Origin of the sequence: Frigoribacterium sp. UYMn621, from assembly GCF_040549525.1 — a bacterium.
Taxonomy (GTDB): Bacteria; Actinomycetota; Actinomycetes; order Actinomycetales; family Microbacteriaceae; genus Lacisediminihabitans.
The window spans coordinates 118,935-144,643 of record NZ_JBEPTM010000005.1 but is presented as its reverse complement, the minus strand read 5'-3'; the positions used below and the strand labels follow the sequence as shown (position 1 = coordinate 144,643).

23 protein-coding genes are annotated in these 25,709 nt (G+C 64.3%); 7 read left to right on the top strand and 16 right to left on the bottom strand.

The annotated features are described in order from the left end of the window. Positions 1–39 precede the first annotated feature (39 nt). A complete protein-coding gene (locus ABIB54_RS10570; protein WP_354575470.1) occupies positions 40–1,521 on the bottom strand; it encodes a glycosyltransferase family 2 protein in 1,482 nt (493 codons plus the stop codon). 240 nt (positions 1,522–1,761) lie between these two features. Between ABIB54_RS10570 and ABIB54_RS10565 the strand changes: the two genes are divergently transcribed. Continuing rightward, positions 1,762–2,331, top strand: coding sequence for a hypothetical protein (locus ABIB54_RS10565; RefSeq protein WP_354575469.1), 570 nt, complete (start codon positions 1,762–1,764; stop codon positions 2,329–2,331). 25 nt (positions 2,332–2,356) lie between these two features. On the opposite strand, the gene ABIB54_RS10560 is transcribed toward ABIB54_RS10565, so the two are convergent. The 9 genes from ABIB54_RS10560 to ABIB54_RS10520 all read right to left on the bottom strand — a co-directional run bounded on the left by ABIB54_RS10560 (position 2,357) and on the right by ABIB54_RS10520 (position 11,600). Further along, a complete protein-coding gene (locus ABIB54_RS10560; RefSeq protein WP_354575468.1) occupies positions 2,357–3,529 on the bottom strand; it encodes a GGDEF domain-containing protein in 1,173 nt (390 codons plus the stop codon). Further along, positions 3,526–5,214 carry a sensor histidine kinase gene (locus ABIB54_RS10555; RefSeq protein WP_354575467.1) on the bottom strand — a complete coding sequence of 563 codons (1,689 nt, stop codon included), beginning with the start codon at positions 5,212–5,214 and terminating at the stop codon, positions 3,526–3,528. Before ABIB54_RS10555 ends, ABIB54_RS10560 begins: the two co-directional genes overlap by 4 nt. A 129-nt stretch (positions 5,215–5,343) precedes the next feature. Further along, on the bottom strand, positions 5,344–5,673 hold the full coding sequence (locus ABIB54_RS10550) for a metal-sulfur cluster assembly factor (RefSeq protein WP_185203835.1): 330 nt from the start codon (positions 5,671–5,673) through the stop codon (positions 5,344–5,346). Positions 5,674–5,677: 4 nt separating this feature from the next. Next, on the bottom strand, positions 5,678–6,442 hold the full coding sequence (gene sufC, locus ABIB54_RS10545; protein ID WP_354575466.1) for a Fe-S cluster assembly ATPase SufC: 765 nt from the start codon (positions 6,440–6,442) through the stop codon (positions 5,678–5,680). Positions 6,443–6,461: 19 nt separating this feature from the next. After that, on the bottom strand, positions 6,462–6,779 hold the full coding sequence (locus ABIB54_RS10540) for a non-heme iron oxygenase ferredoxin subunit (RefSeq protein ID WP_370543708.1): 318 nt from the start codon (positions 6,777–6,779) through the stop codon (positions 6,462–6,464). 27 nt (positions 6,780–6,806) lie between these two features. Continuing rightward, on the bottom strand, positions 6,807–8,012 hold the full coding sequence (gene sufD / locus ABIB54_RS10535) for a Fe-S cluster assembly protein SufD (protein ID WP_354575464.1): 1,206 nt from the start codon (positions 8,010–8,012) through the stop codon (positions 6,807–6,809). A 21-nt stretch (positions 8,013–8,033) separates the two neighbouring features. After that, positions 8,034–9,452 carry a Fe-S cluster assembly protein SufB gene (sufB, locus tag ABIB54_RS10530; RefSeq protein WP_185203839.1) on the bottom strand — a complete coding sequence of 473 codons (1,419 nt, stop codon included), beginning with the start codon at positions 9,450–9,452 and terminating at the stop codon, positions 8,034–8,036. Between the two features lie 224 nt (positions 9,453–9,676). Continuing rightward, the gene (locus ABIB54_RS10525) at positions 9,677–10,567 is read right to left on the bottom strand and encodes a COX15/CtaA family protein (protein WP_354575463.1); all 891 of its coding nucleotides are present in this window, start codon (positions 10,565–10,567) and stop codon (positions 9,677–9,679) included. 106 nt (positions 10,568–10,673) lie between these two features. After that, on the bottom strand, positions 10,674–11,600 hold the full coding sequence (locus ABIB54_RS10520) for a heme o synthase (RefSeq protein WP_354575462.1): 927 nt from the start codon (positions 11,598–11,600) through the stop codon (positions 10,674–10,676). A gap of 283 nt (positions 11,601–11,883) precedes the next feature. Here ABIB54_RS10520 and tkt point away from each other — a divergent pair, with 283 nt between their 5' ends. Genes tkt through pgl form a run of 6 tightly spaced genes read left to right on the top strand, consistent with a single transcriptional unit; the run spans position 11,884 to position 20,069 of the window. Continuing rightward, positions 11,884–13,977, top strand: a complete 2,094-nt coding sequence (gene tkt / locus ABIB54_RS10515) for a transketolase (protein ID WP_354575461.1) — start codon at positions 11,884–11,886, stop codon at positions 13,975–13,977. A gap of 25 nt (positions 13,978–14,002) precedes the next feature. Then, on the top strand, positions 14,003–15,130 hold the full coding sequence (tal, locus tag ABIB54_RS10510; protein WP_354575460.1) for a transaldolase: 1,128 nt from the start codon (positions 14,003–14,005) through the stop codon (positions 15,128–15,130). Beyond that, positions 15,127–16,725: a phosphoglucose isomerase-related protein gene (locus ABIB54_RS10505; protein ID WP_354575459.1), complete on the top strand. Its 1,599-nt coding sequence runs from the start codon at positions 15,127–15,129 to the stop codon at positions 16,723–16,725. The genes tal and ABIB54_RS10505 overlap by 4 nt, the downstream gene beginning before the upstream one ends. Before the next feature lie 38 nt (positions 16,726–16,763). Next, on the top strand, positions 16,764–18,305 hold the full coding sequence (zwf, locus tag ABIB54_RS10500; RefSeq protein ID WP_354575458.1) for a glucose-6-phosphate dehydrogenase: 1,542 nt from the start codon (positions 16,764–16,766) through the stop codon (positions 18,303–18,305). A 22-nt stretch (positions 18,306–18,327) separates the two neighbouring features. Beyond that, a complete protein-coding gene (locus tag ABIB54_RS10495) occupies positions 18,328–19,302 on the top strand; it encodes a glucose-6-phosphate dehydrogenase assembly protein OpcA (RefSeq protein WP_354575457.1) in 975 nt (324 codons plus the stop codon). Next, complete coding sequence (gene pgl, locus ABIB54_RS10490) at positions 19,299–20,069, top strand: 6-phosphogluconolactonase (protein ID WP_354575456.1); 771 nt, start codon at positions 19,299–19,301, stop codon at positions 20,067–20,069. Before ABIB54_RS10495 ends, pgl begins: the two co-directional genes overlap by 4 nt. A 1,128-nt stretch (positions 20,070–21,197) precedes the next feature. Here the strand turns inward: pgl and ABIB54_RS10485 are convergent. The 6 genes from ABIB54_RS10485 to ABIB54_RS10460 form a co-directional block, all read right to left on the bottom strand. Continuing rightward, positions 21,198–21,563, bottom strand: a complete 366-nt coding sequence (locus tag ABIB54_RS10485; protein WP_327056879.1) for an RNA polymerase-binding protein RbpA — start codon at positions 21,561–21,563, stop codon at positions 21,198–21,200. Between the two features lie 11 nt (positions 21,564–21,574). After that, a complete protein-coding gene (gene secG, locus ABIB54_RS10480; RefSeq protein ID WP_185203850.1) occupies positions 21,575–21,826 on the bottom strand; it encodes a preprotein translocase subunit SecG in 252 nt (83 codons plus the stop codon). A gap of 98 nt (positions 21,827–21,924) precedes the next feature. Then, a complete protein-coding gene (gene tpiA / locus ABIB54_RS10475) occupies positions 21,925–22,710 on the bottom strand; it encodes a triose-phosphate isomerase (protein WP_354575455.1) in 786 nt (261 codons plus the stop codon). Further along, a complete protein-coding gene (locus ABIB54_RS10470; protein ID WP_354575454.1) occupies positions 22,707–23,927 on the bottom strand; it encodes a phosphoglycerate kinase in 1,221 nt (406 codons plus the stop codon). Before ABIB54_RS10470 ends, tpiA begins: the two co-directional genes overlap by 4 nt. A 9-nt stretch (positions 23,928–23,936) precedes the next feature. After that, positions 23,937–24,944 carry a type I glyceraldehyde-3-phosphate dehydrogenase gene (gap, locus tag ABIB54_RS10465; RefSeq protein WP_354575453.1) on the bottom strand — a complete coding sequence of 336 codons (1,008 nt, stop codon included), beginning with the start codon at positions 24,942–24,944 and terminating at the stop codon, positions 23,937–23,939. A 127-nt stretch (positions 24,945–25,071) separates the two neighbouring features. Beyond that, a complete protein-coding gene (locus ABIB54_RS10460) occupies positions 25,072–25,698 on the bottom strand; it encodes a superoxide dismutase (RefSeq protein ID WP_185203854.1) in 627 nt (208 codons plus the stop codon). Positions 25,699–25,709 lie beyond the last annotated feature (11 nt).

Sequence of the window (25,709 nt, the reverse complement as noted above, 5' to 3'; positions counted from 1 at the left end):
CTCTGATCATGTGATCGGTTCCCAGGCCATCGACCCCGCTCAGACTTTGTAACCGCGATGACGACGCAGGAGTGACGCAACCATTGTGAGAGTTTGCGTGAAGGTGATTACACCAAGTACGGGCCAGGCAATCCACAGGATCGACGACTGAACCACGCTCGACACCTGGAACCAGGTGAACACCAGCACTGCGGTTGCCAGCACAAGGATGAAGATGGGGGCGAGGTGCGCGTTGCCTGAGCCTCGTTCTGCCTTCGCCTGGGCTGCCCAGTTGTCGACCTGTTTGCGGCTGAGGAACTTTGTCCAGGCCCGGAGAAAGTGCCCGAGCCGCACGATCATATAGATCTCCGCGGGGAAAATCAGCCCGGCAAAGACAAAATCTCTCCAGTTGCGATTCTTCATCGAGTAGGCAATACGCAGGTTCAGGAGCACCGCGACGACCGGTGGAATCAGCCAAATCGGGCTGAACACGAACGCATGGATCGACAGAGACGCGACAAGTAGAACAAGGAAGAGGATGCGTGTGACCCCGTTTATCGCCATCGAGAAGTTCTCGATCCAGCGAAGACGGAGATTCGGATGGAGGGGTTGGCCCTTCGTGTCCCCACGTTGGCCGGGCCACATCAGCTCGATTGCGCCGAAGTTCCATTTGACCTGTTGCGCATCGAGGCCGCGTAGCGTGGTCATTCCGCCGACATCCGCTCGCGCCTGCGCGCTGATCTTAGTAAGGTAGCCGGCGCTCTTGATCTGAAGCGAGAGGAGTGAGTCTTCGACCTCGCTGTCCTTCACCCACGGGGTCGACTGGTGGTTGTCGATCATGGCCTGCGTGAGGGCGCGAACCGAAAAAATAGAGAATTGACCACCGAGCACGGCCATATTGCGACCGCGCAACATGTTCTGCATATTAAAGGCGGCGAACTGAGTGCGTTGGCCAGCAATGAGAAACGGGGCGATGAGTCCGTGCTGCTTCGAATCGTCGATGCTGAAGATGGCAGAAATGCCACCGATGCGGGTGTCAGAATTGATCTCGTCTTCGAGTGCGGCGACGGCGTCGGGAGCTGCTGTGGTGTCTCCGTCAACGCCGAGCAGATAATCGCATCCTTCGACGAGTGTGAAACCGTAGTTGAGCGCTCCGACTTTCTTGTCTCGATTGACGCCGATGTCATGGACGTATACCTCTGTGCTGTACTCGACGTTATCGACTGTGCGAGTGTGCGGGCCGGCGTACTCACTCGAGATCTTCACCGTGTCGTCGGTGGTGTTGTTGACGATGACGTGGATGACGTCCGGCATGCGGGTCTGCGCTAGCAGCGATTCGATAACCTCAGCAATCGACTCGGCCTCGTTGTAAGCGGGAACGACACAGCCGATGGTCGTACGCTCAACCCGGATATTCTCGACACTCGCGATGAAGTCCATCGCCTGCGGAGACACCTCTGCGGAGTACTGAACATAGTTCGTGCGATACGGCACCATCGACGCGCCTGGTTCGGATGGCGAATCCGGCTTAGAGATCGTCATGGCTGCGAGCACTCGTTCCTGATCTGATACGGGCTTTCCGTTTGGCAAGGGTGGACAGATCTGATCACCTCTCCATCTTTGCACTCCGCGGCCAATATCCTCACCCCCCGTTCGCGCGGCATTGTGGAGAATCAGGGCTCGATCGACAATTGGTCAATCGACGCGGAGGTAGTGTCTTCTTGAGGGGGAAACATCATGCATAGGCGTTCCAAGTACACCCGTAAGAGGATAAAACCGGCTGTGGTGATTGCCACATCCCTTCTTTTGCTTTCCTTGACTGCCTGCGGCACACCTCCGTGGGAGAAGGCTGGAGCCGGCGGGACTCCGAAACCCTCTCCAAGCGGAACCATCACGATGATCAAAAATGATCTCGCATCGGGATCGACTCGCCGTCTCCTCGAGGCGGGAACCATCGGTGTCACCGTGGACTACTGGTCGGACCTCGCGATGAAGTCGTGGACGGCCGGTGCGAACAAGCCGTTGAGTTTTTCGCTCACAGGCGCGCTAACACCGGACGACGGCCAGCAGGTTTACCTCTCCAAGGTGAGCGCAGTCGTGGCTGTCATGGCAGGGAGCAAGGCCCTCCCTTCGCCAGCCACGCTGTCGGACCAGGCCAGTATTTCCCCCGGGTACCTCATCAAATCACCGTACAGCTATAGCCAGACTTTTGTGCTGCCCGCGCTTGATCCGAAAGCGACCTCGGTCACTCTGGACCTCACGTACGAGCTGCTTCTGCAAACTACCCCGACCTCGGTTCAGTACGCCAAGCAGACCGCGACCGACACGCTCACCATCGCTATCGCCCGATGACGCGGGTAGCGAATCGGGCTTCGGATCATTCGGCCGGTTGAGCAGCCCGGTCGAGCATGATTTCGCCACTGCCTGCTGCCCTGGCCGCATCGAGTGCGCGAGCGGCAGCGGCGAGCAGGCCCGCGGGTTGGTAGCCGATCGCCGCCGTGGTTGCGACACCGATCGTCGCGACAGCACGGATACCTGTCACTGTGTCAATAGGAGATTCGACCAACGCATTCTGAAGTTGTTCCGCAACCTTGCGCGGGTCAACATGAGATGGTGCGGTCGACAACACAGCGAAGCGCCGCGACGACAGGCGGCCAACGATCGAACCGAGCGGCGCATTCTCACAGGCTGAGCGACCGACCGCACGGATGGCGATATCACCGAACTCGTGGCCAAAAACCCGATTGAGGTGGGCCAGGTCGTCAACGTCGAGCAACATGATCATGAGCGGGATTCGAAGGATTCGCCCCTGCCGAAGCCAGTCGTGAAGCTGATGCTCGAACAACCCGAGGGTGGCCACTCCGGGGATCCCCGAATCGCCCGCGGGGACATCGATGGCCCCCTCGGGGAGTGTATTGCGAAGCGCAGTCATACTGATACCGGCAACCAGAATGAGCACGATGATGACCAGTCCGGTTGTCGAGGTGCCGAACCAGACGAGAAAGATCGACGACTGCGTGCCGAAGATAGCGACGATACACGCGCGCACGGCGTAATAGACCGCAGCTAGTGCGAACACAATGGTGAGAGCCGAGGCGTTAATGTCCCGGAGCAATCGGCCACGAACGCTCTCGACGGCGGAAAGTGCGGTAAGGACCGCGATCAGGCTAAAGAATGGCAAAGAGCCGGCCCAGGTGCCGAGGCTCGCATCGTCGAAGTAGACGACACTCCCGGCGAAGGCCCCGGCGATCGCTGCCACCCAGGAGAGCGGGCGGTGTTGGTTGGCAACGCGGCATCCGCTCCAGAGCACGCAGAGTGCTGCGGCGAGCGCAGCGCAGCCGATTGCGTTGATCATACGGAGGCTGTCGGTAGAGAATCCGGTCACCGCGAAACAAATCACGGAGAGGATTCCCAGGGCAAACGCTGCGCTCCACACTCTACCGACGGCGTTTGCGCGCCCCATCACAGTTGTCAAGATGAAAGTTACGCCGGTGGTCATGAAAACAAGGCCCTCGACCAGGGCGATCGTGCTCGAGTCGATGGCTATCATCGGGTACTCCCGGAGGATTCGGTAAGGATGTTGGGGACGGGGTTACGAAGTGACGGCAGGGTGATCTCGAATGTACTGCCCACTCCCACGACACTCGACACGACGAGTTCTCCTCCGTGTTCCTTTATTATTTCGGCCGAGATGTTGAGACCGAGTCCTGAGCCGTGCACAGAGGAGAGTCGAGCGGTTTCGGTGCGAAAAAAACGCTGAAACAGTTGTTTTTGATCGTCGTCGGATATCCCCAAACCGGTGTCCGAGACCGCAATGCGCACCGTCGAGCCGTCGTCATGCAGGGTTACCCCGATCTCTCCATGCTCACTGTTGTACTTGACCGCGTTGGTCAACAGGTTGTCGAGCACCTGACGTATTCGTAAGGGGTCGATCACGCAGAGTACCGGCGTCTCGATATCTGTGTTGAGTTGCAGCCCTTGACCCTCCATCATCGGGCGCTGAGACTCGACGGCCTCGTCGACAGTGTAGGAGAGGTCGTATGGCAAGAAAGTCATGGCGGGCTTCGGATCCGACTCACTGGCGGCATGCATCAGGTCTGACACGAGAGCGAACAATCGCTCCGAATTGCGATGGGCGATGCCAACCATCTTCCGGCTTTCCTCATCGATTTCGTCGTCTTCGAGCACTAGCTCGAGGTAGCCGAGAATAGAGGTGATAGGGGTGCGCAGGTCGTGAGACACGGAGGCGACCAGGTCGTCTCTCGCTTTGATGGCGTCGAGTTCCCGGGTGACATCCCGTACAACCACGACCTGACCATCGAACCGACCATCGGAGCCCGTGAGGGGTCGCGAGCTGACGGAGAACGCCTCCCGGCGAGAGCCGGGCTCGCCTATCCAGATGATCTCCCCGTCGAGTGACTCACCGGCTATCGCGCGGGCAAGGGGTCTCTCGACGTTAGATAGACGGGTGACGCGGTCTGGCCCGTACACCACAGGATGTACGATCACTCCGGCCGGTGCATCAAACTCACTGAGTGACTTCTGATGGGCATCGTTCATCAGGATGAGAAGTCCATTGCGATCCAGGGCTATGACTCCGAAGTTCACGGCGTTGAGGATTTCATTGCGCAAGCGCTCTTGGGAGCTAGCGCGGGCGAATGCTCGCTCGACAAGCTGCGCCTGCTGCTGCAGCAGAATTCGCTGGCTGGCGCTATGCCGAGCGGTGAAGTAGGTAGCGGTCGCCACAAAGGCGAGGGTCATCGGCAGCAGAAAAAGTCCAACAAGCGCGAGACCGCTGGTCGGTGCGTCATTGAAGATCGCTCCGGTCCAGATGAGGACTGCAATCAGTACGACGCTGCCGATTGTGCCGGCGATACCATTCCGTCGCGACATCCAGATCACTGGCAACACGAATAGTAACCCCGCACTTAACTGGGGTGCGCCCTCGCGGATGAGGAAAATCGCCAAAATGTTGGTGATGGGCAAGAGTGTCGCCCAGCGAGAGTTCCTCTCAGTCCACGTTATGAGCAACGCGACGACCGTGGCTACGAATTCAAGCGCGAGGCCCCAAAGAAATAAAGGATCGGCTAGAGAGGTACTGTGCACGACAACGACGAAACAGGTCATGAGCAGCATGGCAGCGGCGTTCAGGAGTTGACTTTGTGCAATCGAGCGTCGCAGACGCTCACGACGCCGCTCATCGGAGTTTCCGATAATGCCCGATATGTTCCCCACCGCCTCAACGCTACAGGCGAAGACCAGCCGACGCAGTCATGCCGCACCACCCAGTCCGAGGGGTCTATCAACCCGGTGGTGCTCAAGGGAAAAATGAGAAGGACGGGGTTACGCGGGGGAAGCCCGCTGTTACATCGAGAAGCCGAGGGCCCTCATCATGTCGCGACCGTCGTCCGTGATCTTCTCTGGGCCCCACGGCGGCATCCAGATCCAGTTGATGCGGAACTGCTCCACTACCCCGTCGAGAGACTGCGCAGTCTGCTCCTCGATCACATCGGTGAGAGGACAGCCGGCCGAGGTGAGGGTCATGCTGATGATGAGCGCGTCGTTCTCGTCGTCCCAGGTGAGGTCGTAGATGAGTCCGAGGTCGACGATGTTGACCCCGAGCTCGGGGTCCATGACATCCTTCAGCGCCTCTTCCACCTGGTCGAAGAGAGCGGGAGCGAGTGCGACAGCCATCGCCCTAGCCTAGGCTCGCGGGGGCGAGGAAGCGATCGTAGCCCTCATTTTCGAGGCGATCGGCCAGCTCCGCGCCGCCCTCTTCCGCAACCCGTCCGTCGACGAAGACGTGAACGAAGTCGGGGGTGATGTAGCGAAGGATGCGCGTGTAGTGGGTGATCAGGAGGAGGCCGAGACCGGTGTTCTCCTTGGCCCGGTTCACACCCTCCGCGACGATCTTGAGCGCGTCGACGTCGAGGCCGGAGTCGGTCTCATCGAGGATGGCGAACTTCGGCTTGAGCAGCTCGAGTTGGAGGATCTCGTGGCGCTTCTTCTCGCCGCCGGAGAAACCCTCGTTGACGTTGCGGTCCTTGAATGAGGCATCCATCCGCAGGTCCTTCATCGCCTGGGTGACCTCTTTGGTCCAGGTGCGGATGGACGGCTGCACACCATCGATCGCCGTCTTGGCAGTGCGCAGGAAATTCGTGACGGCGACTCCGGGGATCTCCACCGGGTACTGCATCGCGAGGAAGAGGCCGGCACGGGCACGGGCGTCCACGGGCAGGGCGAGGAGGTCCTGGCCGTCGAGGGTGACGGATCCGCTCTCGACGTGATACTTGGGGTGACCTGCGATCGTGTAGGCGAGCGTGGACTTTCCCGAGCCGTTGGGTCCCATGATCGCGTGGATCTCGCCCTCGTTGACGATGAGGTCGACGCCCTTCAGGATCTGCTTGGTGCCCTGTTCGGTTTCGACGCTCACGTGGAGGTCGGTGACTTCGAGTACTGACATGGTGTGAATTCCTTGGGGGTTAGGAGGCGACCACGGGGGTCGGATCGATGAAGACGTCGCCGTCCACGATGGAGACCGCGAAGACGGGCACCGCTTCGTAGGCCGGGAGAGTGATCGGCTTGCCGGTGATCAGCGAGAACTTCGACCCGTGCGCCCAGCACTCGAGGGTGTCGTCTTCGACGAAACCCTCGGCGAGGGAGATGTCCCCGTGCGTGCAGGTGTCACCGATGGCATGCACCGCCCCAGCGGAGTCACGAACGACGGCGATGGGGGTGCCGTCGATCACGACGCGCACTGCGGAGCCGAGTTCGATGTCGCTTTCGGCACAGATCTTGATGGTCACTGCAGGCTCTTTCATTCGGGGTCAGGCTTCGTTTACGGTGAGTTCGGCTTCGATGGCGTCTTGGAGGCGTTCTTCGAGTTCAGGCAGACCGATTTTCTGCACGATCTCGGAGAGGAAGCCGCGCACGACGAGTCGCCGCGCTTCGTCTTCCCGGATTCCGCGGGCCTGGAGGTAGAAGAGCTGCTCGTCGTCGAAGCGTCCAGAGGCACTCGCATGGCCGGCGCCGGCGATGTCGCCGGTCTCGATCTCGAGGTTCGGGATGCTGTCGGCCCGCGCGCCATCCGTCAGCAGCAGGTTGCGGTTCTGCTCGTAGCTGTCGGTTCCGGCGGCGGTGGGTCGGATGAGCACGTCGCCAATCCAGACCGTGTGGGCGCCAGCACCCTGAAGGGCGCCCTTGTAGCTGACGCGTGACCTCGTGTTCGGAGCATCGTGGTTGACGAAGACCTGCTGTTCGAGGTGCTGGCCGGTGTCGGCGAAGTACACGCCGTAGAGCTCGACATCCCCGCCCTCGCTCGAGAGATGCGTCGAGGGATTGATGCGCACGACGGATCCGCCGAGCGAGACGACGACGTGCTTGAGCCTCGCGTCGCGACCGATCTCCGAGAAGTGGCTCGCCAGATGGACGGCGGTGGGTTCCCACTGCTGCACGGTGACGACCGTCAGCTGGGCACCCTCGTCGAGGATGATCTCGACGTTCTCGCTGAGAAGAGCGTCACCGCTGTTCTGCAAGACGACAGTGCCGACGCTGTGGTGCGTGGCGTGGATCACGGTGTGCGCGGCCCGGAGGGTGGCTCCGAGGGCGGACCGGGTCACGGTCACCTCGGAGGAGTGCTCTCCCGTGACGGTTACGACGAGTGCCGACTCGAACGCGCTCCAGGCGTTCGCCGACGCCCGTTCCTCCGGCTTGCCGGCGCGACCGATGCGGGAATCATCGCGCGAAACCCACTCGACCAGCGCTGCGTCGCCAGAGGCGGTGACACCGGTGAAAGGCTGAATGTCCGGATCGAGGGTGCCATCGATCAGTGGCTGAACCCGGGCGATCGGGGTGTGCTTCCACTCCGCCTCCTGCCCGGTGACCGACTCGAAGTCGGCGACGTCGAAGGATGCGAAGCGCGCGGAACGCACCTGGACGGGTACGAGACCCCAGCCGCCGTCGCTGTGTTGCTTCGAGCCGAGGCGGGAGTGATCGGGCGCTGAGGCAGAACCCGTGGTGACCGTTTCGGGCACGGTTTGAGTAGGAACAGACACCTAGCCGACGCTGCCTTCCATGCCCATTTCGATGAGCTTGTTGAGTTCGAGCGCGTACTCCATGGGGAGTTCGCGGGCGATCGGTTCGATGAACCCGCGCACGATCATCGCCATGGCCTCGTCCTCCGGCATCCCGCGCGACTGGAGGTAGAAGAGCTGCTCGGCGCTCACCCGCGAGACAGTCGCCTCGTGGCCCATCTGCACGTCGTCCTCGCGGACATCCGTCGTCGGGTAGGTGTCGGAGCGCGAGATGGCATCGACGAGCAGGGCGTCGCAGCGCACGGTGTTCGCGGAGTGGTGGGCGCCCTCGGCGATCCGCACCTCGCCGCGGTAGCCGGTGCGGCCACCGCCCCGGGCGATCGATTTGGAGACGATGGATGACTGGGTGTACGGAGCCATGTGGATCATCTTGGCGCCGGCATCCTGGTGCTGTCCGGGTCCCGCGAACGCGACGGAGAGGGTCTCGCCCTTCGCGTGCTCCCCGACGAGGTAGATCGACGGGTACTTCATGGTGACCTTCGAACCGATGTTGCCGTCGATCCACTCCATCGTCGCGCCCTCATGGGCGATCGCCCTCTTGGTGACCAGGTTGTAGACGTTGTTCGACCAGTTCTGGATCGTCGTGTACCGAACGCGGGCGTTCTTCTTCACGATGATCTCGACCACGGCGGAGTGGAGGGAGTCCGACTTGTAGATCGGCGCGGTGCAGCCTTCGATGTAGTGGACGTAGGAACCCTCGTCGGCGATGATCAGCGTGCGCTCGAACTGGCCCATGTTCTCGGTGTTGATGCGGAAGTAGGCCTGGAGCGGAATCTGTACGTGAACGCCCTTCGGTACGTAGACGAACGAGCCGCCCGACCACACCGAGGTGTTCAGCGCCGCGAACTTGTTATCGCCGGCGGGGATGACCGTGCCGAAGTACTCCTTGAAGAGTTCCGGGTACTCCTTGAGGGCCGTGTCGGTGTCCATGAAGATGACACCCTGCTCTTCGAGGTCCTTGTTGATCGTGTGGTAGACCACCTCTGACTCGTACTGGGCGGCGACCCCGGAGACGAGGCGCTGTCGCTCGGCCTCGGGAATTCCCAGCTTCTCGTAGGTGCTCTTGATGTCGTCGGGCAGATCGTCCCAGGTCTGGGCCTGCTTCTCGGTGGAGCGCACGAAGTACTTGATGTTGTCGAAGTCGATGCCGGAGAGGTCCGCACCCCAGGCGGGCATGGGCTTCTTGTAGAAGAGGGCAAGCGCCTTCAGGCGGTTCTTCAGCATCCATTCCGGTTCGCTCTTGAGGCCAGAGATGTCTGCCACCACCTCGGGAGAGATACCGCGTTTGGCGGATGCTCCGGCGACGTCGGAGTCGGACCAGCCGAACTCGTAGATACCCAGGCTTTCCAGTTCGGGACGGTCGATCAGGATGTCCGACATAGTTTCCCACTTCCTTTGACAAAACCTCTGGTGCAAAATTCCTTGGCACCGCTCCTGCCCCTGTGACAACCGGAGGAGGAGCGAGGGCATTCCCCCGCACGCCCACCGGCGGCGGATCCCCACCGGCACACTAACTGCCGAGCGGAGACGCCTCGCGTATCGACGCCGACACGGTGGCCCAAGTGCTTACTGCGTACTCGATTCTACAGGCAGCGGGTTGCGAATCAGCGGAGAGTCGCCGTCATCGGGGTCGCGAGCACCTGCGATCGCACCGTGCGGAACAGCCCGGGGTTCACATCCAGCAGCACCCGAAGCGCGCCGACCCACACCAGTGCAGAACCGAGCACGTGGATGGCCACGAGCGCGGCGGGCACTCCGATATTCGCCTGCAGCAGTCCGAGTGCGGCCTGCGCCACCGTCACGACGACGAAGGCGATCACCCGGCGTCGTGCAAGGGACGTGTCCGACCGCGCCCGCAGGGACGCGTAGAGCGCGAGAGCGAGCAGGATGACCGCTGTTCCGAGCACCCCGTGCACGATCGCGACCTGTTGCCAGACGAAGCCCATGCGCGGCACATCCGCGGAATCACCCGAGTGCTGTCCGGAGCCGGTCACCAGGGTTCCGACCACGATGAGCACGAGGGTGACCGCGACCAGTAAGACGCTGAGGATTCCGGAAGCGCGCCCCGCCGCCGCCGCGGGGACCTCGGTCGGCGCGACGGCCTGCCGCGCACGGTGCCAGGTGAGTGTCGTCGTCGTGAGAAGCGCGATCGCCAAAACGAAGTGCATCGCGACGACGTAGGGGTTGAGTCCGGTGAGCACGGAGATGCCGCCCGCGATCGAGTTGGCGATGACCAGCCAGAACTGCGACCAGGCCAGGCGGGTGAGGGTGCGGTTGCGCGGCTTCTGCAGGCGCGCCGCCACGATCGCCCAGCCGACCGCGATGATCAGGATTCCGGTGAGGGCACGGTTCGCGAACTCGATGAAGCCGTGGATGCCCAGCTCCGGCGTGGTGGTGAACGAACCGGTTTCACAGGCGGGCCAGGTCGGGCAGCCGAGTCCGGATCCGGTGACGCGTACCACTCCCCCGGTGAGCACGATGAAGACGCTGACCACGAGTGCCGCCGTCGTGCCCCAGCGCAGTGCACGGGGGCCGAGGCTGTACCGGCTGGCCAGCCAGGTGAATGGGGTGACGATGGGTCGGTCCTCCGAGAGATGGGGGTCAGCGCACGAGCGCGAGCAGAGGGTCGATCCCGACAGCGAGGAAGAGCAGCGTGAGATAGCTGATCGAGCTGTGGAAGACCCGCATCGGTTTGACGGTGTCGTGGCGGATAGCCATGGCGTACAGGCGATGCGACTCGAACACGAACCATCCGCCGGCCAGGACAGCGACGACGGAATACAGGATCCCCATGTGCGCAACCGGGATGAGGAGGAGGGAGCAGGCCACTGTCGCCCACGCGTAGAGCACCACCTGCAGGCCGACGACCGTGCGGCCGCGCACCACGGCGAGCATCGGCACGTTCACCGAGGCGTAATCGGCGCGGTAGCGCATCGAGAGAGGCCAGTAGTGGGGTGGCGTCCAGAGGAACACGATTCCGAAGAGGATGACCGGAGCCCAGCTGAGCGAGCCGGTGACGGCGGACCAGCCGATGAGCACTGGCATGCAGCCGGCGGCCCCACCCCACACGATGTTCTGCGGGGTGCGGCGCTTGAGCACGAGGGTGTACACGAGCACGTAGAACAGGATGGCGACGAGCGACAGTGCTGCGGCTAGCCAGTTGACGAGCAACCCGAGCACCGCGATCGATGCGGCCCCGATGACCCACGCGAAGACGAAGGCCTCCCGGTCGCTCAACTCCCCGGTGACCAGTGGACGGTTACTCGTCCGCTTCATTACTCGATCGATGTCGCGATCGATGTAGCAATTGAATGCTCCGGCCGACCCGGCGCTCAAAGCTCCGCCGACCAGCGTCCACAGCACGAGCCAGAGGTTCGGGATGCCGCCTTGCGCCAGGATCATCACCGGCGCGGTCGTCACGAGGAGCAGCTCGATGACGCGCGGCTTGGTCAGGGCGAAATACGCCTTCGACTTGCGGGCAAGACCGATGCGCTCGCTCGGTTGCCGAGTCTCTACCGCTACGTCCATTGCTCCTCTAACACCCGATCGCATCCGCTGATTAGTGTAAGCGCCCCGGCTGGGAGGTCCTGTCAACCCCCCTGCCGCACAGGGACGCATTCGAACGCTCGCTCACGGCTTTCTCTATACTTGTCAGTGCCCGCACGCCGTGCCCCCAGCCCCCGCCGACCTCATTCGTCGCTTCGGTCTGCCCACAGCTCTGCCGATGTCGTCAGGCGAGCATGTGTATTTACCTCAGGCGGTGTGACCCACCCGGGACAGACATCGTACGCAACAGAAGGGTCGAATTCTCGTGGCAGCTCTCCAATGGGATCCCATTGACAACACCGCCGTAGACACCGCTCGAATCCTGGCGGCGGATGCCGTCGAGAAGGTCGGGAACGGACATCCCGGCACCGCTATGAGCCTCGCCCCCGCCGCCTACCTCCTCTTCCAGAAGGTCATGCGCCGCGACCCGAGCGACAGCACCTGGATCGGTCGCGACCGTTTCATCCTCTCCGTCGGGCACTCCTCACTCACGCAGTACGTGCAGTTCTACTTCGGCGGCTACGGCCTCGAGCTCGACGACCTGAAGGCACTGCGCACCTGGGGTTCGAAGACGCCCGGCCACCCCGAGTACGGTCACACCGACGGAATCGAGATCACCACCGGTCCGCTGGGCCAGGGCCTGTCGTCGGCCGTCGGATTCGCCTACGCCTCCCGCTTCGAGCGCGGTCTCTTCGACCCGGACGCCGAAGCGGGCACCAGCCCCTTCGACCACTACGTCTATGCGATCGCCGGTGACGGCGACATGCAGGAGGGCGTCACGAGCGAGGCGTCATCTCTCGCCGGCCACCAGGAGCTCGGCAACCTGATCGCGATCTACGACAGCAACCAGATCTCGATCGAGGACGACACCAACATCGCCTTCACCGAAGACGTCAAGGCCCGCTATGAGGCCTACCACTGGCACGTGCAGGTGGTCGACTGGAAGAAGACCGGGCAGTACGTCGAGGACATCGCCGCCCTCAACGACGCCATCGAGGCGGCGAAGGGTGAGACCTCAAAGCCCTCCCTCATCATCCTCAAGACGATCATCGGCTGGCCGAGCCCGAAGAAGCAGAACTCGGGCAAGATCCATGGATCGGCGCTCGGTGCCGAGGAGCTCGCCGCCGTCAAGGAGGTGCTCGGTTTCGATCCGGAGAAGACCTTCGAGGTCGACCCGGAAGTTCTCGCCCACACCCGCAAGGCCGTCGACCGCGGTAAGGCCGCCCACGCCGAGTGGAACACCCGGTTCGACGCCTGGGCCGTGGCCAACCCCGACCGCAAGGTGCTTCTCGACCGCATCCTCTCCGGCGACCTGCCGGAGGGCGTTGAAGAGGCTCTGCCCGTGTTCGAGGCGGGCAAGGAGGTCTCCACCCGTGCGGCCTCCGGCAAGGTGCTCAACGCACTCGGACCGGTGATCCCCGAACTGTGGGGTGGCTCCGCCGACCTCGCGGAGTCGAACAACACCACCATCGAGGGCGCGCAGTCCTTCGTGCCCGCCGAGCACTCCACTCACGAATGGACCGGCAACAAGTACGGCCGTGTCCTGCACTTCGGCATCCGCGAGCACGCCATGGGAGCCATCCTCAACGGCATCGTCCTTCATGGGAACACCCGCCCGTTCGGGGGAACCTTCCTGATCTTCAGCGACTACATGCGTCCGGCCGTGCGCCTCGCCGCACTGATGAAGGCGCCGACCATCTACGTCTGGACCCATGACTCGGTGGCGCTGGGTGAAGACGGACCCACGCATCAGCCCATCGAGCAGCTCGCGGCGCTCCGGGCCATCCCGGATCTCGACATCGTGCGACCCGGAGACGCCAACGAGACCGCGTGGGCGTGGAAGACGATCCTCGAGCGTCGCAAGGGACCCGCAGGAATCGCGCTCACCCGTCAGAACATCCCGGTGTTCGAGCGAGGAGACGATGTCGCCAGCGGCGAGACCTTCGCCGCGGCGAAGCATGTGGCCAAGGGCGCCTATGTGCTGGCAGAGGCACCGAACGGCACTCCCGACGTGATCTTCATCGCGACCGGCTCGGAGGTGCAGATCGCCGTTGATGCCCGCGAGCAGCTCAAGGCCGAGGGCATCAATGCCCGGGTCGTGTCGGCGCCGTGCCTCGAATGGTTCGAGGAACAGTCCGACGAATACCGCGAGTCCGTGCTTCCGAAGAGCGTGAAGGCGCGGGTCTCCATCGAAGCGGGACGCGACCTCACCTGGCGTTCCTACGTCGGCGACGCCGGCCGCAGCGTCTCGATCGAGCACTTCGGGGCATCGGCCGACTACAAGACGCTGTTCCGTGAGTTCGGGATGACCACCGAGCACGCCATCTCCGCCGCCAAGGACTCGATCGCCGCCGTCTAGGCGTCGAAAGATAAGGAAAACGAACATGACTGAGAACACCCCCACCGCCGCCCTCTCCGCCGTCGGTACGAGCATCTGGCTCGACGACCTCTCGCGCGAGAGGATCAACTCCGGCGGCCTGCAGAAACTGATCGCCGACCGCAACGTGGTCGGCGTGACAACGAACCCGACGATCTTCGCCAGTGCGCTCGCCAAGGGCGAGGCCTACGACGCCCAGGTCGCCGAACTGGCTGCCGCGGGCAAGACCGTCACCGAAGCCGTCTTCGAGATCACCACCGATGACGTCGCGAGTGCCAGCGACATCTTCCGCTCGGTCTACGACTCGACCGATGGCCGCGACGGACGCGTCTCGATCGAGGTCGAACCGGGCTTCGCGCACGACGCAGCCGCGACCTCCGACCAGGCCAAGCAGCTCTGGGCCAAGGTCGCGCGACCGAACGCCATGATCAAGATCCCCGCGACCGTCGAGGGCCTCGGGGCGATCACCGAGACCATCGGATCGGGCATCAGCGTGAATGTCACCCTGATCTTCAGTCTCGAGCGCCACCGCGAGGTCATCAATGCCTACCTCACCGGCCTCGAGAACGCCAAGGCGGCCGGACATGACCTGTCGACCATCCATTCGGTCGCGTCGTTCTTCGTCTCGCGAGTCGACACCGAGATCAACAACCGCCTCGACGCCATCGGCACTCCGGAAGCCCTCGCGCTGAAGAGCAAGGCGGGCATCGCGAACGCCCGCCTCGCTTACCAGGTCTTCGAGCAGGCCTTCGACAGCGAGCGGGCCAAGGGCCTCATCGCAGCGGGCGCGAACGTGCAGCGACCGCTCTGGGCCTCCACCGGAGTGAAGGACCCGACGCTGCCCGACACGCTGTACGTCACCGAGCTGGCCGTCGCGAACGTCGTGAACACCATGCCGGAGAAGACCCTCGAGGCCACCTTCGACCACGGCGTGATCGACGGAGACCAGGTCACCGGCAACTACGACGACGCAAACGCGGTGCTCGACTCGCTCGACGCGCTGGGCATCTCGTATGAGGAGGTCACGGCACTGCTCGAGAAGGAGGGCGTCGAGAAGTTCATCGTCTCCTGGAACGAACTCCTCGACACGGTGACCGCGGCCCTCGAGTCGGCGAACGCGGAGGTGGCGAAGTGAGCTTCGACATCACGGTGAGCGGCGCCGCAGCGGAAGCCGTCGACCGCATCGTGCCGCAGCTGGTCAGCGACCTCGTCGCCTCCCGCATCGCCGATCAGGACGCCACGCTGTGGGGGACGGATGCCGAGGCAGAGGCCGGCAAGCGTCTCGGCTGGACCGAGGCTGTCGTCATCTCCGAACCGTTGATCGATGACATCATCGCGCTCCGTGACAAGCTCCATGCCTCAGGCGTCAACCACATCGTGCTCGGCGGGATGGGCGGATCCTCGCTCGCGCCAGAGGTCATCACCCGAACCGCCGGGGTCGAACTGACCATTCTCGACTCCACAGACCCGGGACAGATCCTGGCGGCTCTCGCCGACCGCCTCGACACGACCGCCGTCGTCATCTCCTCGAAGTCCGGCTCGACCCTCGAGACCGCGAGTCAGCGCAAGTCCTACGAAGAGGCCTTCCGCGGCATCGGTATCGACCCGGCCGAGCGGATCGTCATCGTCACCGACCCGGGCTCACCACTGGATGCCTCCGCCCGCGCGGCCGGCTACCGCGTGTTCAACGCCGACCCGAACGTCGGCGGTCGCTACTCGGCCCTCACCGCCTTCGGTCTCGTGCCGTCCGGCCTCGCCGGTGTCGACATCCGCGCACTTCTCGCGGAGGCGTCAGCCGTCACCGGCCAGCTGATGGTCGACCGCAGCGACAACCCGGGACTCGTCCTCGGTGCCGCCATCGCGGGGACCGTCCCGCTCAAGGACAAGGTCGGTATCGTCGCCGACGGAACCTACATCGTCGGGTTCGGCGACTGGGTCGAGCAGCTGATCGCGGAATCCACCGGCAAGAGCGGCAAGGGCCTGCTCCCCGTCGTGCTCGACCTGCACTCCCCCGAGCTCACCGAGAACCTCGACGATGTGCAGATCGTGCGCCTGGTCGAGAGCGCCCGCGCCACCAAAGAGGTGCGCGACGGAGAGATCGAGATCAGTGGAACGCTCGGCGCGCAGATGCTCGTCTGGGAATACGCGGTCGCTGTGGCCGGTCGACTCCTCGGCATCGATCCCTTCGACCAGCCGGATGTCGAATCCGCCAAGATCGCAACACGCGCCCTGCTGGACGCGCGCCCCGAAACCGTCTCGCCCGCCTTCACCGCTGACGGCATCGAGGTGCGTGGATCGACCGAACTGCTCGGTGGAGCGGATTCCGTGTCCGCAGCGATCGATGCGCTCCTCGCGCAGATCGGTGCCGACGGCTACCTTGCGGTGCAGGCCTACGTCGACCGCCACGCAAATATCGAACTTGCGAAGCTCCGCGACATCCTCGCCGAGAAGACCGGGCGCCCGGTGACCTTCGGTTGGGGTCCGCGCTTCCTGCACTCGACCGGCCAGTACCACAAGGGCGGACCGGCGACCGGGGTCTTCCTTCAGATCACCGCGACGGCTCCGGCCGACCTGGAGATCCCGGACAGCCCCTTCTCCTACGGCTATCTCATCCAGGCACAGGCTGCCGGTGATGCCAGCGTGCTCGCCGACCACGGTCGTCCGGTACTCACCCTGACCCTCACGGACCCGGCACAGGATCTCGCGGCGCTCTTCAGCGCGATCGCCTGACCCCGGCCGGCCCTCGATACGAACTCGCTAGGAGTCGAATGTCCCCGGTGGAAATCACGCCGGAGTTCAACCCGCTGAGGTTGCCCTCCGACCGCCGTCTCAACAGGATCGCCGGACCGAGCGCCCTGATCATCTTCGGAGTGACGGGTGACCTCGCCCGCAAGAAGCTGATGCCGGCGGTCTACGACCTCGCCAACCGCGGCCTGCTCCCTCCGGGCTTCGCGCTCGTGGGGTTCGCGCGCCGGGACTGGGTCGACCAGGACTTCGCCAAGGTCGTGCACGATGCGGTCGAGCAGTATGCGCGTACCCCCTTCGATGAGGACGTGTGGAAGCAGCTGGCCGAGGGCATCCGTTTCGTCCAGGGCGAGTTCGATGACGACAAGGCCTTCGCCGAGCTCAAGAGCACCCTCGAAGAGCTCGACAAGACGCGTGGCACGATGGGCAACCACGCCTTCTATCTCTCGATCCCGCCGAAGTCGTTCCCGCAGGTCACCGAGCAGCTGCGTCGCTCGGGACTCGCCGACGAGGTGGATGGCGCATGGCGCCGTGTCGTGATCGAGAAGCCCTTCGGGAGTGATCTCAAGACCGCCCGCGAACTCAACGATGTCGTCGAATCGGTGTTCCCCGCGGACTCCGTGTTCCGCATCGACCACTACCTCGGCAAGGAGACCGTCCAGAACATCCTGGCGCTCCGCTTCGCGAACCAGCTGTACGAACCCATCTGGAATGCCAACTACGTCGACCACGTGCAGATCACCATGGCAGAGGACATCGGCGTCGGCGGTCGTGCGGGCTATTACGACGGTATCGGCGCCGCGCGCGACGTCATCCAGAACCACCTCCTTCAACTCTTGGCGCTGACGGCGATGGAAGAGCCCGTCTCGTTCGCGGCGAAGGACCTGCGCGCAGAGAAGGAGAAGGTGCTCTCGGCCATCCGCCTGCCGAAGGATCTCTCGAATTCGACGGCCCGCGGCCAGTACGCGAGCGGTTGGCAGGGCGGGGAGAAGGTGGTCGGATTCCTCGAGGAAGACGGCATGAATCCGCAGTCCCTCACCGAGACCTTCGCCGCGATCCGCCTGGACATCGGCACGCGCCGCTGGGCGGGGGTTCCGTTCTACCTTCGCGCCGGCAAGCGCCTCGGGCGTCGGGTCACCGAGATCGCGGTGGTCTTCAAGCGCGCGCCGCAATATCTGTTCGCCGAGAGCCAGACCTCGGCACTCGGCCAGAATGCCCTCGTCATCCGTGTACAGCCGGATGAGGGGGTGACGATCCGTTTCGGATCGAAGGTACCCGGCGCCGGAATGCAGGTGCGCGACGTCACCATGGACTTCGGCTACGGCCACGCATTCACCGAGGCGAGCCCCGAGGCCTACGAGCGACTGATCCTCGACGTCCTACTCGGCGACCCGCCGCTCTTCCCCCGCCACCAGGAGGTGGAGCTCAGCTGGATGATCCTCGACCCGATCGAGGAGTTCTGGGCCACCCAGGGCCAGCCGGAACAGTACCGCCCCGGCACCTGGGGCCCGAAGTCAGCCGACGACCTTCTCGCCCGCGACGGCCGCGTCTGGCGACGCCCGTGATCATCACAGTCTGGAGTCGTTCATGATCGTCGACCTTCCCAACACCACCACGAGCCAGATCTCGAAGACTCTCGTCAAGATCCGAGAGGAAGGCGGCGCTGTCGCCCTCGGGCGCGTGCTCACCCTGGTGATCTCCACCAATCTCGGACACGAGGAGGAGGCGATCGAGGCCGCGAACGACGCATCCCGCGAGCATCCGATGCGCGTCATCGTCATCTCGACGGGTCCCGACGGTGCCGCGGTGTCGGATACACCTCGGCTGGACGCCCAGATCCGTGTCGGCGGAGACGCCGGAGCGAGTGAGGTCGTCGTGCTCAAGGCCTACGGCGACACCGCCTCGGACGAGGAGGGTCTCGTCACGGGACTCCTGCTTCCCGACGCGCCCGTCGTGGCCTGGTGGCCCGGTGAGGCTCCGAAGGTCGCCTCCAAGTCGCCCCTGGGGCGCATCGCCCAGCGTCGCATTACGGATGCCGCAGCGCAGAGCGACCCGCGCGGATTCCTCAACCACCTGTCCCGCACCTACAGCCCGGGCGACACCGACTTCTCGTGGACACGCCTCACGCTCTGGCGGGCGCAGCTCGCCGCCGTGCTCGACCAGCCGCCCTACGAACCGATCACCGGCGTTGAGGTTCACGGCGCACCGGACTCCCCCTCGACCGGACTGCTCGCGGCGTGGCTGCAGATGCAGCTCGAGGTGCCCGCGCGTCACGAGCTCGTCACGCCTTCTCACGGCTCGAGCGGGATCCAGGGGGTGCGGCTTCACCGGGCCTCCGGAGTGATCGAGCTCGAACGCACCCACACGAACATCGTCACGCTCGTTCAGCCCAACCAGCCCATCCACGACATCTCCCTTATCCGTCGCAGCCTGCGCGACTGTTTGGCCGAGGAGTTGCGCCGCCTCGACCCGGACGATCTCTTCGGGGCGGTGATCCAGCACGGACTTGCGGAGCTGGATGCGCCGACGGTCACCGGATCCATCACGGTGCCGGAATCATGAGCAATGCCCGACGCGTGCTTGTTCACGCGGACAAGAAGGCTCTCGCTGGATCCGTCGCGGCTCGCTTCATCACCAAGGTGGTCGATCTGCTCGACCAGCAGCCGCGCGTGAACATCGCGCTCACGGGCGGCACCGTCGGCATTGCGGTTCTCGAGGCGATCAGTGAATCTCCCGCACGGGACAGCATCGACTGGTCGCGGGTGGTGCTCTGGTGGAGTGACGAGCGCTGGCTTCCCCTGGGCGATGCCGAACGCAACGACACGCAGGCGCGCGCGGCTCTTCTCGACAACGTCGCGCTCCGTCCGGAGAACATCCACTGGTGCCCCGCATCAGATTCGGGTCTCAGCCTCGAGGATGCGGCGACGTCCTATGCCGCGGAACTCGCGGCTGTCGCGGAAGACGGCAGAGAGACGCCGCGATTCGACATCCTGTTTCTCGGCGTCGGACCGGACGGGCACATCGCGTCGCTGTTCCCGGATGCCCCGGGCATCCGTGTCACCGAAGGCTCCGTCATCGCCGTACGCAACTCCCCCAAGCCGCCGCCCGAGCGTCTCAGCCTCACCCTGCCCGTGATCAACGGCGCGGACCGCATCTGGCTCGCGCTGTCCGGTCCGGACAAGGCCTCAGCCCTCGGGCTCGCCCTCGCCGGAGCGAGCACCTGGGAGGTGCCGGTCGCCGGTGTCGAGGGACGCTTGCGCACGGTCTTCTTCGTCGACCGAGAGGCTGCCGCCGAAGTGCCGGAAGACCTCATCGCGGCAGAGTACTGACGGCAGCCCTGGCGCCGGGGGCGTAGCGCCCGCCGCGCGCGGGTGTTCGCGGGGAGTCGGGGCGGCGGCGTCCATCGTGCCAATCGGGGCGTCATCCGTCGCAAACTGTCCCTCTGGGTGCCCCTCGCGACAGATAGTGACGGGTCGGCCGCTCTGCGCCACCGAACAGCATCACCACGCCGCTGCCATCCGTCGCAAACTGTCCCTCTGGGTGCCCCTCGCGGCAGATTGTGACGGCTCGGCCGCTCTGCGTCGCGGAGCAGGGTGACCGCGTGGTCGTCATCCGTGAGCAGGTCATCCGTCGCAAAGTGTCGTGCTGGGTGCCCCCTCGCGACAGTTGTTGACAGGTAGGCCGCTCTGCGCCACCGAACAGCATCACCACGCCGCTGCCATCCGTCGCAAACTGTCCCTCTGGGTGCCCCTCGCGCCAGTTGTTGACGGCTCGGCCGCTCTGCGCCGCCGGCGCTCTCCTGACGGGCTGCCATCCGTCGCAAGCTGTCCTGCTGGGTGCCCCTCGCGACAGATAGTGACGGGTCGGCCGCTCTGGGTCGCCGGCGCTCTCCCGACGGGCGTCATCCGTCGCAAACTGTGCTGCTGGGTGCCCCTCGCGACAGTTGGTGACGGCTCGGCCGCTCTGCGCCGACGAACAGCATCACCACGCCGTCGCCATCCGTCGCAAATTGTCGCTCTGGGTGCCCCTCGCGACAGTTGTTGACGGCTCGGCCGCTCTGGGCGGCCGGCGCTCTCTCACGGGCGTCATCCTTCGCAAACTGTCCTGCTGGGTGCCCCTCGCGACAGTTGTTGACGGGTCGGCCGGTCTGGGGCGCCGAACAGCATCACCACAAGGTCGTCATCAGTGTGCAGGCCATCGGTCGCAAAGTGTCCCTTTGGGTGCCCCTCGCGACAGGTAGTGACGGGTCGGCCGCTCTGCGCCGACGAACAGCATCACCACGCCGTCGTCATCCGTGCTGGGGTCAGCCGGCGAAATCGGTCACACAGAGGCCCGCTCGCGACGATATGTGACGAACGGCGCACGAAGGCGAGTCCCTCGCAACAGCCGGTCATCGACCGGTGGGTTGCGGGCCGAAACTCAGCGACCCGCTCGTTCCGTCGGACTCCGTGCGCGCGCTACTGGGGGGTGAGACGACCGCGACGCGCGCGGAGCTGTTCAAGCGCTTCGTCGAGGAGCGTTGCCGCTTCCTCTTCCGTGCGACGCTCTTTCACGTAGGCGAGATGGGTCTTGTAGGGCTCGACCTTGACCACCGACGGAGGATTCTCCTTGTCGCGCCCCGCGGGAAGGCCGCAGTTCGGGCAGTCCAGGGTGGTGGGAATCTCTTCGGGCTCGATCGTCGCGAGAAAGTGCGGGCTCAGCTCGTGACCGTTCGCACACCAGTAGAAGACCTGGAGTCGTTCGGCGTGGAATCCGCGGTCCTGCTCGCCCATCGGACCGGCTCCCACGCGGGAACCACGAATAGCGCTGCCACCTGAAGCCATGGGTACGTCTCCTAGCCGGTTACGTCGAACTTGGTGATCAGACCGAGCACGATGATCGATGCGACCCAGATCAGCGCGAGAATCAGCGTGATGCGGTTGAGGTTTCGTTCCGCGACTCCGGATGCTCCGAGGTTGCTGGTCACTCCGCCGCCGAACATGTCGGACAACCCGCCGCCGCGACCGCGGTGCAGCAGGATGAGGAGGGTCAGCAGGAGGCTCGTGATGCCGAGCACCACCTGCAGGATGACCTGAAGAATTTCCACGAACAGCCTTTCTGGGGCGCGCCGATGAGGTCTATCGGGCGCGGTTCAGTATAACTTGCTGAGACGCTCGGCGACGAAACCGCCGAACCGAGGGCGGCTCAGGTGCCGACGTGCTTCTGGAACTGCGCGATACTCGAGAACTCTGCGAGGTCGAGGCTCGCTCCGCCAACCAGCGCGCCATCCACATTGGGCTCCCGCATGAAGCCGGCAATGTTCGATGCCTTGACGGAACCACCATAGAGAATGCGAGTGGCGGATGCCGCCTCCTCGCCGATCAGCTCGGCGAGAGTGGCCCGCAACTGGGCTGCGACCTGCTCCGCCTGCGCGGGAGTCGCCGCCTGCCCTGAGCCGATCGCCCAGACCGGCTCGTACGCCACGACGATGTTCGCCCCGGTCTTCACCGACGCGAGCGCCGCCCGCAGCTGGGCGACGGGCACGGCGCTCGGCCCGTGCTTCTCGAGGTCTTCGGCCGTCTCGCCGACACACAGCACGGGAACAAGCCCGTGGGTGATCGCCGCGGCGACCTTCGCCGCGAGCTCCTCATCTGTCTCGTGATGGAGCGTCCGTCGCTCGGAATGTCCGATGATCACGTACTCGCAATCGAGCGCCTTGAGAAAGGCTCCCGAGATCTCGCCGGTGTAGGCGCCGGAGTCGTGAGCCGACACATCCTGCCCCCCGAACTTGAGGGAGAGCTTATCGGCCGAAATGAGGGTCTGCACCGAGCGCAGGTCGGTGAACGGCGGGAAGATAGCGACCTCGACGGTGCCATAGTCGAGCTTGGCGTCCTTGAGGCTCCAGGCGAGCTTCTGCACGAAGGCGATGGACTGCAAGTGGTCGAGGTTCATCTTCCAGTTGCCGGCGATGAAGGGGGTGCGAGTGGTCATGCTGCTGTCCATCCCAATACTTCGAGGCCCGGAAGGCTCTTGCCCTCCAGGAATTCCAGGCTCGCGCCTCCGCCGGTGGAGATGTGACCGAACTGGTCATCCGTGAATCCGAGCGCCCGAACCGCTGCGGCGGAGTCGCCCCCGCCCACTACCGACAGCCCGTCCACCTCGGTCAACGCCTGCGCGACGGTCTTGGTACCCGCGGCGAAGGGCGTGAGCTCGAAGACTCCCATCGGACCATTCCAGAACACGGTCTTCGACCCGCGGATGACCTCCGCGAAGCGCGCAGCCGTCTCCGGGCCGATATCCAGACCGAGACCGGACTCAGCCCAGGGCGAGCCTTCGATGTCGTCGGCCGGACGCACCTGGTGTTCCGCGTCGGCGCCGAACTTCGACGCCACAACGACGTCCGTCGGGAGCACTATCTCGACGCCGAGTTCTTCGGCCCTCGCCAGGTAGCCCTGCACGACCTCCAACTGGTCGATCTCGAGCAGACTCGCGCCGACCTTGTGCCCCTGGGCGGCGAGGAAGGCGAAGAGCATGCCTCCACCGATGAGGAGGGAGTCGACCCTCGGGAGCAGATGCGCGATGACACCGAGCTTGTCGGACACCTTGGAGCCGCCGAGCACCACGGCATAGGGCTTGCTCGGGTTCTCGGTGAGGCGATCGAGCACGTCGAGTTCGCTGGCGATCAGGGTCCCAGCGGCGCTGGGAAGGAGTTCGGCGAGTTCGTAGACACTCGCCTGCTTGCGGTGGACGACTCCGAATCCGTCGGACACGAAGGCGTCGCCGAAAGCAGCGAGTTTGCTTGCGAACTCGCGGCGGTCTTCTGCGCTTTTGGCCGTCTCCCCCGCGTTGAAACGCAGGTTCTCGAGAAGCGCGACGTCGCCGTCGACCAGGCCCGCGACGGCCTCCGCTGCGGAACTTCCGACGGTATCCGACGCGAAGGTGACGGGCTTGCCGAGAAGTTCACTGAGCCGCTGGCCCACCGGAGCGAGACTGTACTTCGCGTCCGGTGCCCCCTCGGGACGCCCCAGATGGGACACCACGACCACTCGAGCACCGGCGTGGATGAGCAGGTTCAGTGTGGGCAGCGAGGCACGGATACGGCCATCGTCCGTGATCTGGGTGCCCTTGAGGGGCACGTTCAGATCACAACGGACGATGACCGTCCTGCCCGCAAGCGAACCGAGTGAATCGATCGTGCGGAGCGTCATCCGTCGGCCTTACAGGCGCTCTGCGACGTACTCGGTGAAGTCGACGAGGCGGTTCGAGTAGCCCCACTCGTTGTCGTACCAGCCGGCGATCTTCACCTGGTTGCCGATCACCTTGGTGAGTCCGGCGTCGAAGATGCAGGAGTGAGGGTCGCCCTGGATGTCGCTGGAGACGATCGGGTCTTCGGTGTAGCTGAGGAATCCCTTGAGCGCACCGCTCTCGGACGCAGCCTTGTACGCCGCGTTGACCTCGGCGACGGTGACGTTGCGTCCGGCTTCGACAGTGAGGTCCGTGATGGAACCGGTGGGCACTGGCACGCGGAGCGCGTAGCCATCGAGCTTGCCGATGAGTTCCGGCACGACAAGGCCGAGGGCCTTTGCGGCACCGGTCGAGGTTGGGATGATGTTGAGGGCCGCGGCACGGGCACGACGAAGGTCGCTGTGCGGGCCATCCTGCAGGTTCTGGTCGGCCGTGTAGGCGTGCACGGTGGTCATGAGGCCACGCTCGATGCCGAAGGCCTCCATGAAGACCTTGGCCAGGGGCGCAAGGCAGTTCGTGGTGCACGACGCGTTGGACAGGATGTGCTGGGTCGCGGCATCGTAGAGGTGCTCGTTGACACCCATCACGAAGGTGCCGTCGTCGTCGGTCGCGGGCGCGGAGATGATGACCTTCTTCGCACCGGCCTCGATGTGCTTTGCTGCGTCCTTCGCGTTCGTGAAGCGACCGGTCGACTCGATGACGATGTCGACTCCGAGGTCGCCCCAGCCCAGGTTGGCGGGGTCGCGCTCGGCGAGAACCTTGATCCGCTTGCCTCCGACGACGATGAACTCGCCATCGACCGAGACGTCCTCCGACAGGCGGCCGGCGACGGAGTCGTACTTGAGAAGGTGCGCGAGCGACTTGGGGTCGGTGAGGTCGTTGACGGCGACGACCTCGAGGTCTGCACCCTGCGCGAGAGCCGCGCGGAGGTAGTTGCGACCAATGCGGCCGAAGCCGTTGATACCGATCTTGACAGTCAAGAGAACTCCTGTTGCTGAGGCGCGGTGACCGCGACTTTGTTGGGGGTGTTGTGCACTACGGGTGGGATCAGCGGTGCGGCCGGGATGACCGGCCACACCACGCTGATTGCTGGACGAGCCAGATTTGCTATGACAGTACCAGCAGGCCGTTCGTCTTTTCGCGAGCAACATCGAAACGCTGCTGCACGTTCGCCCAGTTGGCGATGTTCCAGAAGGCCTTGACGTAGTCCGCCCGCACGTTCTTGTAGTCGAGGTAGTAGGCGTGCTCCCAGACATCCAGCATGAGAACCGGAACGGTGCCCGCGGCGAAATTCGACTGCTGGTCGAAGAACTGGCTGATGAGGAGCTTCTCGCCGATCGAGTCCCAGACGAGGGCCGCCCAGCCGGAGCCCTGCACACCGAGTGCGGCGGCGGTGAAGTGTGCCGTGAACTTGTCGAACGATCCGAAGTTGTCGTCGATCGCAGACGCGAGCTCCCCGACCGGCTTGTCGCCGCCGTCCGGAGAGAGGTTGGTCCAGAAGATGGAGTGGTTCACGTGTCCGCCGAGGTTGAACGCGAGGTCCTTCTCGAGCTTGTTGACGTTGGCGAGGTCACCGGAGTCGCGGGCGGCCGCGAGAGCCGCGACGGCGGCGTTGGCCCCGGTCACGTAGGCCTGGTGATGCTTGGAGTGGTGCAGCTCCATGATGGCGCCGCTGATGCTCGGAGCGAGTGCTCCGTAGTCGTATCCCAGTTCGGGCAGAGTGTAATCGGCCATAGTGTGATCTC

What these genes read in the sequence shown, in the direction of transcription:
- ABIB54_RS10560 (WP_354575468.1), bottom strand. Translation starts at nt 3,529, where the DNA reads ATGATAGCCATCGACTCGAGCACGATCGCCCTGGTCGAGGGCCTTGTT.
- ABIB54_RS10570 (WP_354575470.1), bottom strand. Translation starts at nt 1,521, where the DNA reads ATGACGATCTCTAAGCCGGATTCGCCATCCGAACCAGGCGCGTCGATG.
- ABIB54_RS10470 (WP_354575454.1), bottom strand. Translation starts at nt 23,927, where the DNA reads ATGACGCTCCGCACGATCGATTCACTCGGTTCGCTTGCGGGCAGGACG.
- ABIB54_RS10550 (WP_185203835.1), bottom strand. Translation starts at nt 5,673, where the DNA reads ATGGCTGTCGCACTCGCTCCCGCTCTCTTCGACCAGGTGGAAGAGGCG.
- sufC (WP_354575466.1), bottom strand. Translation starts at nt 6,442, where the DNA reads ATGTCAGTACTCGAAGTCACCGACCTCCACGTGAGCGTCGAAACCGAA.
- sufB (WP_185203839.1), bottom strand. Translation starts at nt 9,452, where the DNA reads ATGTCGGACATCCTGATCGACCGTCCCGAACTGGAAAGCCTGGGTATC.
- ABIB54_RS10460 (WP_185203854.1), bottom strand. Translation starts at nt 25,698, where the DNA reads ATGGCCGATTACACTCTGCCCGAACTGGGATACGACTACGGAGCACTC.
- tal (WP_354575460.1), top strand. Translation starts at nt 14,003, where the DNA reads ATGACTGAGAACACCCCCACCGCCGCCCTCTCCGCCGTCGGTACGAGC.
- zwf (WP_354575458.1), top strand. Translation starts at nt 16,764, where the DNA reads ATGTCCCCGGTGGAAATCACGCCGGAGTTCAACCCGCTGAGGTTGCCC.
- ABIB54_RS10495 (WP_354575457.1), top strand. Translation starts at nt 18,328, where the DNA reads ATGATCGTCGACCTTCCCAACACCACCACGAGCCAGATCTCGAAGACT.
- ABIB54_RS10485 (WP_327056879.1), bottom strand. Translation starts at nt 21,563, where the DNA reads ATGGCTTCAGGTGGCAGCGCTATTCGTGGTTCCCGCGTGGGAGCCGGT.
- pgl (WP_354575456.1), top strand. Translation starts at nt 19,299, where the DNA reads ATGAGCAATGCCCGACGCGTGCTTGTTCACGCGGACAAGAAGGCTCTC.
- tpiA (WP_354575455.1), bottom strand. Translation starts at nt 22,710, where the DNA reads ATGACCACTCGCACCCCCTTCATCGCCGGCAACTGGAAGATGAACCTC.
- ABIB54_RS10520 (WP_354575462.1), bottom strand. Translation starts at nt 11,600, where the DNA reads ATGGACGTAGCGGTAGAGACTCGGCAACCGAGCGAGCGCATCGGTCTT.